Consider the following 13,023-nt stretch of genomic DNA (forward strand, 5'->3'; position numbering starts at 1 on the left):
AGCAGTAGTTCACGAGTCTAATCTTAAGATGTCCCGTTTTGAGATGTTCGTAAAAACCGCAAAAATAAGCTTAATTTGAGCAATAAAGGATATTTTTTATGAAAAAAGGTAAGCAGAAGCTTACCTTACAATCACAATAACCGCACCTCTGACTTCAAGCACATCGACCTCTCTGCCGCCAGAGATCACTTCTTTCCTTATCTCCACGGCTTCGGGTTCAAGTTCGATCGACTCGTCATTTACAATAACAGTTATTTTTCCGGATACCTTCTGGGCTTCAACAGCAGCAGGGTCTTCTGCCTTGAGAGCTTTCACGACAGCGCCTGCATCTTTTCTGAATCTCGGGCCCAGGATACCCATATTTGGTTTTACTTCCACTGGTACATATTCAAAGGAAGGAGCACCTTCCATCAACTCAACTTCCGAGTTCGTTGCACCTGCGATATCTCCTGTATCTATATCGACATTATAAATCTCAAGCTTTTTCAGAGGAGCATTAAGTGCCATTCCAAGCTCGGACTTGTACCTGCGGACCTCACCAGTTATATCCTTGATAAGCTCTCCAGCGGCTTCGGCTTCTTCGTTTATGAAGCTCTCATTGACTGCAGGCCAGGCCTGTGTATGGACACTTTCATCGCTAAACCTGGAATAAAGTTCCTCCGCAAAGAAGGGTATAAATGGTGCCAGCAGAAGCGAAAGAGTCTTAATTGTCTGGTAGAGCACATACTGCGCTGCTCTCCTGCCTTCAGGCTCACCGCCGTAAAGTCTGCCTTTTACGAGTTCCAGATAGTTATCGGCAAGGACTTCCCAGGCAAAACCTCTTATAGCCTTAAATGTGGAATCAAACTGGTATGCATCAAGCTCTTTTGTCGCAGTGTCCACAAGCTTGTTCAGCTTACTCAGAAGCCACCTGTCGATTGTACGGAGGGAATCTGTTGGGAATTTCTCGGCATCTTCAGGTCCAAAGTCCTTCAGATGAGACATTGAGAATCTGTAGATACTCCACATCTTCTGAAGGAAGCGAGAAGCTGAGACCACATCCTTCCAGCGGAACATTATATCCGAGCCTGTTGAGCCGCCAACAGCACCCCACTGCCTGAAAGCATCGGCACTGTATTGTGAGACAACCTCTTCTGGGGAAATTATGTTTCCAAGGGACTTGCTCATTTTATGACCATCAGGCCCGAGCACCATGCCATTGATAACTATAGAATCCCAGGGCTTTTTCCCTTCAAGGGCAAGGCTCCGCAGGATCGTGTAAAAAGCCCAGGTTCTAATAATATCATGACCCTGGGGACGAATCTGTGCAGGCAGACGGAGTTCATGTTCGCTTTCCCAGCCCGTGACATGTAATGCCGTAATAGAGGAGTCCATCCAGGTGTCCAGCACATCGGTTTCAGGTTCAAATTCGGTTGAACCGCAGGCGCAGGCTTTCTTCGGGGCTGCTTCATTCGGGTCAATCGGGAGCCAGCTCTCTTCTGCAACCATTACTTCCCCACATGATTTACAGTACCAGATTGGGATTGGGGTTGCAAAGACTCTCTGCCTGGATATACACCAATCCCATTCCATAGTGCCTGTCCAGTTCTGGAGTCTGACTTTCATATACTCAGGATACCATTTGATCTCATCTGCAGCTTTCAGGATGCCGTCATTGTCAATCTTTACGAACCACTGGGGCTCTGAAAGAATCTCGATGGGGGTGTCGCAGCGCCAGCAGAGCCCAACATTCTGCTCCAGAGGTTTCTGGTCATAAAGGAAACCTGCAGCTCTCAGGTCAGCAATGACAGCTTCCCTGCATTCTTCAATGCTCATACCTTCATACTTGCCTGCTGCTTTTGTCATCCTGCCCTGCTTGTCGATTGCTTTTATAAGGGGCAGCTGGTATTTAACCCACCAGCGAACATCCTGTTTGTCTCCGAAAGTACAGATCATTACGGCACCTGTACCGAATTCAGGCTCAACATCCTCATCGGCAATTATGGTCACTTTCTGCCCAAAGATAGGTACTGTAATTTCCTGACCGACGTACTGTTTGTAACGTTCATCTTCGGGATTTACTGCAACTGCAACACAGGCTGCCATAAGTTCGGGTCTCGTGGTTGCAATGTCTACCTTGTCAAAATGGACAAAATTAAGCTTTGTTTGCCTTGATTCGTACTCAACTTCTGCAAAAGCAATGGCAGTTTCACAGCGGGGGCACCAGTTGACAGGGTGTTCTTCGTGATATATGTATCCATCATTGTACATCCTGACAAAAGATTTCTGTGTTTTTACAAAGTATGATGGATCCATGGTAACGAATTCGTTGCTCCAGTCGACGGAAAAGCCAAGGCGTAGCATTGTTTTTCGCATCTTTTCGATATTTTCTGCGGTCAGTTCCCTGCACATCCTGCGGAACTCGGCACGTGGAACCTCATTTTTCGTTATACCGTGAATCTCTTCTACCTTGACTTCAGTTGGAAGACCATGGCAGTCCCAGCCCTGGGGGAACATCACATTGTACCCGCGCATACGTTTGTATCGGGCAATAAAGTCAATATAGCACCAGTTAAGCGCATTTCCGATATGAAAATTGCCTGTAGGATAGGGAGGTGGGGTGTCAATAATATACTGGGGGCGGGGGTCCTCTTCCCAGTTGAAATGGTACATGGAGAGGTTCCATTTCTCCATCCACTTTTCCTCAACCTCTTTTGCATTGTATTCTTTCGGGATTTCTGATTCTGTCATAAAGACACTCCATGAGTGGGGAATAGTGTAAGAATTTCTTGGGTTTTAGAGTGCTTGCGATTATTTAAATATATCTAGGTTTGTGCGAAGTGAAAATTTCTTACTATCCGGTAACAATTCGATATTTTCTGAAATATATATATTTGAGTTACCCTGATTGCATTTTTTCTATGAGAAATCAGTTTACAGAAAAAACATTTGTGACCAGTTTGATAACAATCTCACAGTTTTCAGCATATAGTAACCCTGTTAGAATATAGCAGTTTTCATGAAAATGTGAGAATTTAGAGTGGAAAATTAAAGGATAGAAATAACTACAATAAAATGTGTGAAGAGAATCTAGCCTGAATTCAGCTTAGATTCAACTTTGATCCGGTTTAATGAGGGATTTTTTTCTTCGTATAGGCTGGTTCTTTCTTCTTTCTACCATGTGTGCCTGTTATGCATATTTCCATGCCTTGTGGATCTGTATTGCATTAATTCCCAGGCTCTGAGGCGGATATATCGTTTTCTGGTGGTTTTTAAAAAGCAGAAAAACCCCATAAAAAGAAAAGGATTAAGCAAGCTTTTAAAATCTCACTATTTTCACGAAAACTGTTTACTTTTTTATACAGTTAGTCCTTCAAACCGAAATGCTCCCAGGCTTCACTAATACGCATGGCTCGCATTCCCAATTTCCTTGCAGGCAATATATCGTTTTCGTAAGAATCTCCAATAGACACGACACACGTGGGTTCGAGTTCAAGGTCCATCCTTTTAAGCGCAGTCATAAAAAGCCTGAGATCAGGTTTCTTGTATCCCACATCCGATGAGAAGATTACGAAATCGAAATAATCGTAAAGCCCGAGAAATCGAAGTTCCAGTTCGGAGAAAACTCTTTGCCCATTTGAGACTATGCATTTGGGGATATTTATACAATGTTCAATCAGCTTAATGCTCTGGGGGAAAGGGCGGAGTTTTTTCATTGAGGCTGCTCTAAAAACCCTTGAAGTTTCTATTCCGAGGCTTTTTTCATCAATTCTCCAGATCGCATTTTCCTTGCAGATCTCGGCAAATATTTCTTCTACTCTGACTTCAGGATATATTTCCCTCGAATCCTCCATTTTTTCCCTGATTTTAAACATATAAGTGTCCCGCAATTTTTCTGGCTTTATTTTCACTCCCTGATAGGCAAGCCACTTGGTTACAATCTCATACGTTTCCAACCTGTGCTCATCAGTTTCGATATCTATGAGGGTCTGGTAGCAGTCAAAAATAACTCCTTTTGTCTGACAGCTTTCAAATGCCTCCTCTCCCTTCTCGGAAGAATGGCTCAGAGATGTGATTTTACCTTCGCTTTCTTCAGTTTCATAATTTCCCGGTATACTCTTTCCCCCATATCTCTTTCACTTAAGCTTTATTTAATTGCGTTTTACATGTAATTAATTGCTTTTAAACACTCATGTGCTTCTTTAATTAAATAGTTTTTATAGTCGCCCTGATGGAGCCTTGCCGAACGGAGATGTCCTATACTCATGAAAAAAGGCAAAACTCTGGTAATATATTTAAAATGCTTTTCATCTATGCTATACTCCCAGAGAAAATTTCCTATATACGGTTCGGCTTTCCACCCACCTCCTTTATGCAGTTCAAACTCATTTTTAAGTTCTGCGGTAAGAATACCGAGATCTCTTACAGGATGTGCCTGGAACCAGGAGCTCTCAAAATCGAGGGCATAAGGCTTGCCTTTGTGAAAAATATAATTTGAGGGAGTAGCATCCCTATGAACCATACAGCCATGCTCCCTGTTAAGTAGGGAACTGTACCACCATTTTCCAAGCAGTTTGTTAAAACTCTCTCTGGTATCATAATCCAGTTTCAGGTAATCCAGTACCTCATGAAAATTTCTGAATTCGTTTTCCTTATTGTAGGAAGCCTTTGTGTTCTCATGGAGCTGCCTGAGCATGTGTGCAACTGCAGCAAGCTTCTCATAAAGTTTTTCTTCATGGTTGAAATACCAGGCAAGAGATTTCCCAGGTATGTGTTCGGTTACAAGAACGCAATTGAACTTTTTATTGACTGCAAGAGGCTTTGCAACGTTTATTACCGATGCAGCTTTTTTAAGATTCTGGTATTCGTTCATCATGCCATTATGGGGGTTATAATCTTTCAGCCGGCCGGTAGGTTCGGCAAAAAATTTTGCCATTACACTGAGATTTTCTCCAATGAACTCATATCTGCAGACGGTATGGGAAGAGTTGTACTTAAAAACGTTAACAGAACATTTTTTATTTTTGAGTCTATGCCCAATAACCTCTTCAACAAGCCAGTCCCTGAAAGGATCCCCTGGGTTTAAAACATTAACATGGCGAGAAGCCACTTTAAATTACCCCCACTTTCCAGAAGTATTCCCACAGTTGTAACTTTTTTCCCTGCAGTATGTTCTCATCCCAAAGTTAATTTTTGTGATAAAACGGCTGCCAATTTTTTGTTTTGGTCTCATAACTGGCAACATACTATAAGTTTGGATATATTATATTTTTATTGGTGTTTGATTGATGAGGTTTATTTATCTCTCAAGTTCAGGTCCACCGACGTCAGCCGTGTTATTATATCCCCTTTCCTCCCAGTATCCCCTGTAAGGCGAGTCACTCAACTCAATTCTTATTATCCATTTTGCCCATTTATATCCATATTTATCTTCGGCTACAAGCTGAAGAGGAAAACCCCTGTCCGGAGGCAGGGTTACATCGTTGAGCCTATATGCAAGGATTATATCATTTTCTAGCAGGTAATCTCTGTCAAGTGAAGTAGAATAGCCATCCGCGCAGTAAAAAATCGCGGTAGTTGCGTTCTCCATAGCCCCTGCCTCTTCAAAAAGGTCAGCTATCCTTACTCCTGTCCACTTTGCAGTAAAGCTCCAGCCTTCCACACAGTTCAGCTCCACAACTTTCGAAACCTGAGGCATTGCAGTTATTTCTTCATAAGTAAGATTTAGAGGCTTTTCCACCAGCCCGTTGACCTGCAGTCTGTAGCTCTCCCTGTCAATATATTGAGTCCCTTTAATGGCATTATTTCGTTGCTGTGCTATTGGAGTCAGTGATTTTCCTTCATATGAGAGGTTTTCAGTTTCATTATCATAGGTTTCCGGTTCTTCTCTTTCCGAGATGCAACCAGAGGTAGTTAAAAGAATTATTAAAACGGTAATGAATAAAGAAATTAATTTCATGTATTTGTTTTGCCCCCCCTCAGCCCTTTTCTCATTATAAAGCCATTTTATTGTCTTTTTATATGCTATTTTATTGTCTTCTTGCATGTTATTTTATTATATTCTAATTATTCTCGCTCAAAAATATGCACACAGCCTGAATAATGTTCTAAGAAGATAATGCAGGAATATTCTCAGGATAAGAAAAAACAGGTGGAGTAAAAATTAACAAAGGGGTAGATAAAGGGCAAATAAAGAAACAAATTGTAGATAAAATTAAAAGTATTGTAAAACCTGATGAATTTCAGGCTTCATAATACCCTATTTCTTCTTTTGTCAGGTAACAAGCAGGATCGTCTGCCCAGACATTGCCGTATACGGCTTCAGCCCGCACCCTGAAATTCCCATTGCAAACCTCTAACCATTTACACCGGGCACAGCGGTCGGCGTGAGCTTTTATCAGGGGTTTCCGGTTTTTGAGCCCTGCCATGAGTTCATCACTCAGATCATTCCAGATTTCACTGAATGGGCGTTCTCGCACGTTCCCAAAGGAGTAATGTCTCCAGAACTGGTCAGCATGCACCGAACCATCCCAAGAGACACATCCTATACCTATTCCTGAAGAATTGCCCTGGTTCATTGAGAGAAGTTCAAATACCTCAGCCGCTCTTTCCGGGTTTTCTTTAAGGAGTTTCATATAAAGGTAGGGACCATCACAATGATTGTCAACGGTCAGGACTTCGGCAGGAAAACCTTTTTCGTGCAGGCTTCTTGTCCTCTCGAGTATGAGGTCTACAGCCTTCCTGGACTCTTCAAGGGAGAGATCTTCACTTATCATTTCCGAACCCCTGCCCGCATAAACCAGATGGTAAAAACATATTCTCGGAATTTTTTCTTTCTCAAGCAGGTCAAAGATTGCGGGAATATCTGCAACATTTTGTTTGTTAATTGTAAAACGCAAGCCCACTTTTATGCCTTCTTCTTGGCAATTATGAAGCCCTCTAAGAGCTGCGTCGAATGCTCCTTTCACTCCCCTGAATTTATCATTCGTTTCTCTTATGCCATCCAGGGAAACTCCCACGTAAGATAGCCCGACGCTCTTCAGTTTTTTTGCCATATCCCGGTTTATCAGTGTCCCGTTTGTAGAAATTACTGCCCTCATCCCTTTTTCACGGGCATAGGCTGCAAGTTCGGGCAGATCTTTTCTCAGGGTAGGTTCTCCCCCTGAAAAGAGGATTACCGGACTTCCAAATTGTGCAAGGTCATCGATAAGAGCTTTGCCTTCCTCGGTCGAAAGCTCATTTTGGAACTCGACGTCTTTTGCCTGGGCATAACAATGGACGCATTTCAGGTTGCAGCGGCGGGTCATATTCCAGACCACAACTGGCTTTTTATCTTTTGAAAACTGTAGCAGGTGTGAGGGAAGCTTTTTTGATTCCCTTTCATAGCGAAGGGCATCAGAAGGTTCTACAGTCCCGCAGTAAAGTTTTGATATACCTATCATGTCAATCCTTCAAATTCTTGAGCTGGTTCTTTATAGCCTTTAGCAGGGCTTCAAAGGTGTATTCGTCAGGGATTACATTTGTATTAATCCCATATTTCTTCAGGGTTTTTCCTGTAGGCACGCCAATCGCTCCCACCACGGCTCTATTGAGAGTTTCTTTAATAGTTTCCTCGGATCCCAGCTCTTTAGCATGTTTCATAAAGCCTTTAACCATCATGGAGCTTGTAAAAGCAAAAGCGTCCACTTCCCCTGCAAGTGTGCGCTCAATCAGCTCTTTCTGAGCCTTTCCTTCAGGGATACTGAGAGTGTACACGTGGGTCTCATAAACCGTAGCTCCACACTTTTCGAGCCCTTCTATTAAGACTTTAGCCCCAAAAGCACTCCTGGCAAGATCTACTGTTTTTCCTTTTATCTCAGGGCAGAGAGCTTCTACAATCCCTTCTGAGCTATAATCGGCTGGCAGGAAAGAATTGTCAACCCCTATTTTTGCAAGTTCCTTTTCTGTGTTGGGTCCGATTGCGATTATTCTGGATTTTTTAAGTGCATTGATAAATTTTTCTTTTTCTGCTTCGGAGAGCTTATCCAGGGTAAAGGTTACCCCGTTTGCACTGGTAAAAACCACGTAGTCAGACTTACCGGAAAGGACTCTCCGTACAAAAGGCTCAAATCCTTCATCTTTTATGCCTTCAAGCTTTATCATAGGGGCATATAGCGGATTAAAGCCGTAATTCCTGGCAAGAGCCTCGGATTTTTCCCTGTAGCTTTCCGGCCTCATGATTGCAAGGACCGGTATTTTCGTCTTCTCCTGTTCTCCTGTCATATCGTAATCCCTTCGTACTCTTAAAACTCCGTCCCTGTACGCTGTTCCCCAAGGATTGCATGAAGCCTTACCACATCTCCTATGACCGTGATGGCAGGAGCCTTTACTTCACGTTCCTTCGCAAGTTCTGCGATATTTGCAAGAGTTCCAACAGTAACTCTCTGGTCGGGTCTGGTTCCTTTCTCTATGACCGCAACGGGTGTATTAGGATCCTTACCGTGCTTCATTAGCTCATTAGCGTTACGCTCGAGCATTTTCACGCCCATAAGGATTACAATTGTTCCTCCGAATTTTGCCAGGGTTTCCCAGTCAAGACAGCTCTCAGGCTTTGTTGGATCCTCATGCCCGGTTATGAAAGTGACCATTGATGTGCTTTCTCTATGTGTTACCGGAATCCCAGCATAAGCAGGCACTGCAATTGCAGAGGTTATTCCTGGCACGACCTCAAACTCAATGCCTTCAGATACAAGTACCTCGGCTTCTTCTCCCCCTCTCCCAAAGACATAAGGATCGCCTCCTTTAAGCCTGACCACCATTTTTCCTTCTTTAGCCTTTTTCACAAGCAATTCATTAATCTCAGCCTGGGTCATGGTGTGGTTGCCGGCATATTTTCCGACATCAATCTTTTCCGCACTTGCCGGCATCGAATCCAGAATAGCTTTTCCGGGAAGCTGGTCGTAAATAATTACTTCAGCACTGTCTATCAGACGGCGGGCTTTCAGGGTAAGAAGCTCGGGGTCTCCTGGACCCGAACCTACGAGGTAAACTTTTCCGTATTTTCCTGACATATGGCGACGGTTCCTTTATCATTTTTGAATAGAAATGCGTAATCTGGAGAAGGTTAACGAGTTTTTAGAATATATAATATCCTGAAAATTGAGGCAGTGATTTCCTAAAAAGCCAGGAAAATTAATTTATTTTATTTTCATCCTAAGCATAGAAATATTCAGCTTTCCTTAACTTGAGAGCTCCAATCATCCTTATTTTCGCGAAAAAGATGCTAGAATTCGGAAAGTGAGGATTCAGAATCATTTTTTAGAATCTGAATTTCCAAAACTATATTGATCCTTGAATTTAATTTTACATTAAACATTCATTCACTTCTATATTAACAGTGATTCATTTTTATTAGCAGTGGTTTAGCTTTGTACTGAAAGAAAATTTAATTCCATATTCAATATCTGTTTAATTATATTAAATATTCATTCTACATTAAACGGTTGTTATTTTTACTTCTTGAGGTTAGCCCTTCAAATTGAGTTTCAGGTGATAATAATACGCTTACTTTCAATAATTTTCCAGACCAGTGCGGAGTGTGAGTAACCTTGCAGAGTAGATTTGATTTTCTGCCGCTTCATAAGCTTGGAGCCAGGGAGGATAAACAGAATCCCGGGGTTATTAACTTCGGGCTCCTGTTGCCAGGAGTGTCAGCAGATAAAGGCAATAAGTTATGGGTGAGGGTGATTCATGAGAAAGACCAGTTCCTTCAGGATATATTACCTTTGAATTTTGAAATGGAACATTCCGAAGATTCAGAGTATGGAGATTACTGGTCTGTAACAGTAAATATCGTACCTCAAGATAAGCCAAAACCGCACTCTGCATGGGGAACTCCAGGCAAATATGTCTATCGATACTGCCTTGAGAATCCGGATAAACAGAATCCTGTTGACTGGATTATAGACCCTTTTGCCAGAGAGTTTGGAGTCGGCAAGTTGTCTGCGTTTACGCTCGGATACGAAAATTACGAATGGAGCGAGCATGAACTGGTATGGAAGACTCCCTCAATTAATGATATTATTCTGTATGAACTGATGATCAATGAATTTGCAAATGACCTGCAGGGAGCAATTGAACAGCTGGATTATCTGGCAGATCTTGGGATAAACTGCATAGAACTTATGCCTCTTTCCAATGTTGAAAAAAGGGTAGACTGGGGATTTATGCCAATAGGGTACTTTGGTGTGGATGAGCGCTTCGGAAACAGGAAGGATATGCAAAAATTAATCGATGCGGCTCACCAGAAAGGGATAGCAGTTATAGTTGACTCTGTATATGCTCACACAAGTCAGCTTTTCCCTTATTTCTATGTTTATAACGAACTCGGATGGAGCATAGATGAAAATCCCTTTATGGGTCCTTTTGCTGAAAACGCATTTGGAACGAGTACGGATTTCAACCATAAATTTACCAGAGACTTCTTTTTGACAGTAAACTATCACTGGCTCGACGCTTACCACATAGATGGTTTCAGGTATGATTATGTGCCAGGTTACTGGCTTGAGAATTCGGAAAACGGTTATACGAAACTGGTACGAGAGACTTACCTGATGGTCAAAGAAAAAAGAGGCTCTTCCGACCACTGGCAGCGATTTTTTAATAATGGCTCCATAAACCTTATTCAGTGCGCTGAACAACTGCAAAAACCAGTAGAAATTCTGAGAAAGACTTTCAGTAACTGTACCTGGCAAAACGGAACTTTGAATGCAGCCAGGGAAGCAGCCAGAAATCCCGATCAATTGACCAGTCTGGGCTTTCTTTTTGGGCTATCTGGTTATCCGGCTGAGGTTCAGAACAACGGCGATAATATTATGAAAACTGCCCTTCAGTATCTGGAAAATCACGATCATTCCCGTTTTATCTGCAACTTTGGAACAATTGACAGTGATAATGAACTTTTGAAAGAAGGCGACCGTGCGCTCTGGTATAAAGTTCAGCCCTATTTAATAGGTCTATTTACAGCAAAAGGAATTCCAATGCTATGGCAGGGACAGGAGTTCGGAGAAAACTATTTCCTTCCTCAGGAAGGCTGGGGAAGAGTACTTTTATACAGACCTGTACGCTGGGAATACTTCTATACTCATGAGGGCAGGTCTCTGATTCAACTCGTCAGAAAACTAATCAAGCTTCGTAGAAATAACTCTCAGTTTTCCAGGGGAGAACATTATTTCTACAATGATTTAACTCGCTATCAATGCCGGAATATTATGCTGTTTTCCAGGAGTCTTGAAGGAGTTTTTAGCCTCATAGCTCTAAATTTTGGAGATCAGGATCAGGAAGTGCTTTTTAAATTTCCGTTTAGTGGCAATTACGTGGAAGAACTTCACGGACTGGAAAATTTAAAGGGGGTCACTGCTGACGAAGGAATCCAGCTTAGAATTCCAAGTAATTACGGGAGAATCTGGACTGTGAAAGTTGGCTGACAGAGAAATCCGGTTTAGAATTCCAGGTAATTACGGGAGAATCTGGACTGTGAAAGTTGGATAAGTATTCCAGGAATATCGGGATTTCTGATAAGCGCTCTAGAAATGCTAATTAGCGAATGCCCTGAAATAGGATTTTAGCTTAAAAAGTTGACTTTGTTGAGGATTTTCTGATACTTTTAGTGGTAATCCATAAATACTCCCTGAGTGTTTAGTGGATTCGATATGCTTCGCATAATTTTTCTTGGTACTGGAGGCTCTCTGCCTACACGCAACAGGAATCCGTCTGCAATAATGATCAATAGGGAAGGAGAGCTCATCCTGTTTGATTGTGGAGAAGGCACTCAGCAGCAAATGATGCGGGCAAAGACAGGAATGATGAACCTATCCTCGATTTTTGTCACCCACTTCCATGCAGATCATTTCCTGGGTATTCCCGGGCTGATTCAGACCATGTCTTTCATGGGAAGGAAAGAGCCCCTTCTGATCTATGGACCTGAAGGAACCAGAGAATTTACCGAGCTTTTTAAAGCTCTTGGATATTTCAATCTTAAATATGAAGTCCAGGGTATCCCATTGGAACCCGGGGATACTGTGGAAAAAGAAGGATACATGATCCGTGCCTTAAAAACCGAGCACAGTGTCTCAAGCCTCGGATATGCCCTTATAGAAAACCCCCGCCCCGGGCGTTTCAATAGAGAAAAGGCAATTGAACTGGGAATTCCTCCGGGTCCTCTTTTCGCAAAGTTGCAAAAAGGAAATCCAGTAGAAATCGATGGAAAGCTTGTAAAACCCGAAGATGTAATGGGAGCCCCAAGGCCCGGAAGGACTATTGTATACAGCGGAGATACCAGACCCTGTGAGTCCATTCTTGAAGCCAGCAGGGATGCAGATGTGCTGATCCACGACAGCAGTTTCGCGGACGAGATGGCAGATTGGGCTGAAGAATCCAAACATTCGACAGCAGGGGAAGTCGCAGCTCTCGCAAAGGAAGCCGGGGTCAGAAAGCTCATCCTTACCCATATAAGTTCCCGGTATACTGATGATTCTGAACCTCTCCTTAACGATTCGAAAAAAGTGTTTGAAAACGTGATTATAGCCGAAGATCTGATGGAAATCGAGGTTCCCTACCGGTCTGAATAAAAAAATTGAGGTGATCTTTAAAGAAAGATTAGAAGTTGAGTTTTTATATCCGAACAGGTTAGCGTAAAGGGAGCTGTAATAGATCTATTTTACACCACAACAGATTCAGGATAACTCAGATGAGAGTCCAATCCAGTTTTCTGTCTTCAGCATCATAAAGTGTGACTTCCATGGTTTTGCCTTCGATATCATAAACCGGCTTGACGCCTATATAAAGAGTATCGCCGTAATTGATATCAAGATCACCATTAACTCTGCTGAAATATACCCTGCCTTTTGTGCCCTTCTCTTCTACTGTTACACCTTTCCACATCAAATTTTTAATTACGTTTACAACTCTGCACTCAAACCTGTCGGCTTCACGTATTTCATTCATAGGGATCCCCTTTTATTTTTATTTCATTTTTGTTTGAGACTTATTTAAATCATTCTGCTA

Annotated in this window: 10 protein-coding genes; 2 read left to right on the forward strand and 8 right to left on the reverse strand. The window is 42.4% G+C overall.

What is annotated here, in order from left to right; genetic code table 11:
• Nucleotides 1–120: 120 nt before the first annotated feature.
• The 7 genes from MSTHT_RS13415 to cobA form a co-directional block, all read right to left on the reverse strand.
• Nucleotides 121–2,730: a valine--tRNA ligase gene (locus MSTHT_RS13415; protein ID WP_048168214.1), complete on the reverse strand. Its 2,610-nt coding sequence runs from the start codon at nucleotides 2,728–2,730 to the stop codon at nucleotides 121–123.
• A 614-nt stretch (nucleotides 2,731–3,344) separates the two neighbouring features.
• A complete protein-coding gene (locus tag MSTHT_RS13420; RefSeq protein WP_048168215.1) occupies nucleotides 3,345–4,055 on the reverse strand; it encodes an HAD family hydrolase in 711 nt (236 codons plus the stop codon).
• 86 nt (nucleotides 4,056–4,141) lie between these two features.
• Complete coding sequence (locus MSTHT_RS13425; protein WP_048168216.1) at nucleotides 4,142–5,089, reverse strand: phosphotransferase; 948 nt, start codon at nucleotides 5,087–5,089, stop codon at nucleotides 4,142–4,144.
• A gap of 189 nt (nucleotides 5,090–5,278) precedes the next feature.
• Nucleotides 5,279–5,938, reverse strand: a complete 660-nt coding sequence (locus MSTHT_RS13430) for a molybdopterin-dependent oxidoreductase (protein ID WP_048168612.1) — start codon at nucleotides 5,936–5,938, stop codon at nucleotides 5,279–5,281.
• 283 nt (nucleotides 5,939–6,221) lie between these two features.
• Nucleotides 6,222–7,421 carry a 12,18-didecarboxysiroheme deacetylase gene (gene ahbC, locus MSTHT_RS13435; RefSeq protein ID WP_048168217.1) on the reverse strand — a complete coding sequence of 400 codons (1,200 nt, stop codon included), beginning with the start codon at nucleotides 7,419–7,421 and terminating at the stop codon, nucleotides 6,222–6,224.
• A gap of 1 nt (nucleotide 7,422) precedes the next feature.
• Nucleotides 7,423–8,241, reverse strand: coding sequence for a uroporphyrinogen-III synthase (locus MSTHT_RS13440; protein WP_048168218.1), 819 nt, complete (start codon nucleotides 8,239–8,241; stop codon nucleotides 7,423–7,425).
• Between the two features lie 20 nt (nucleotides 8,242–8,261).
• The gene (gene cobA / locus MSTHT_RS13445) at nucleotides 8,262–9,029 is read right to left on the reverse strand and encodes a uroporphyrinogen-III C-methyltransferase (RefSeq protein WP_048168219.1); all 768 of its coding nucleotides are present in this window, start codon (nucleotides 9,027–9,029) and stop codon (nucleotides 8,262–8,264) included.
• 537 nt (nucleotides 9,030–9,566) lie between these two features.
• On the opposite strand from cobA, the gene MSTHT_RS13450 reads away from it, so the two are divergent.
• Nucleotides 9,567–11,444 carry an alpha-amylase family glycosyl hydrolase gene (locus MSTHT_RS13450; protein WP_048168220.1) on the forward strand — a complete coding sequence of 626 codons (1,878 nt, stop codon included), beginning with the start codon at nucleotides 9,567–9,569 and terminating at the stop codon, nucleotides 11,442–11,444.
• A gap of 225 nt (nucleotides 11,445–11,669) precedes the next feature.
• A complete protein-coding gene (gene rnz / locus MSTHT_RS13455; protein ID WP_048168221.1) occupies nucleotides 11,670–12,587 on the forward strand; it encodes a ribonuclease Z in 918 nt (305 codons plus the stop codon).
• A gap of 115 nt (nucleotides 12,588–12,702) precedes the next feature.
• Here the strand turns inward: rnz and MSTHT_RS13460 are convergent, their stop codons facing one another.
• Nucleotides 12,703–12,963 carry a hypothetical protein gene (locus MSTHT_RS13460; protein ID WP_048168222.1) on the reverse strand — a complete coding sequence of 87 codons (261 nt, stop codon included), beginning with the start codon at nucleotides 12,961–12,963 and terminating at the stop codon, nucleotides 12,703–12,705.
• Nucleotides 12,964–13,023 lie beyond the last annotated feature (60 nt).

Source organism: Methanosarcina thermophila TM-1 (assembly GCF_000969885.1).
Lineage (GTDB): Archaea > Halobacteriota > Methanosarcinia > Methanosarcinales > Methanosarcinaceae > Methanosarcina > Methanosarcina thermophila.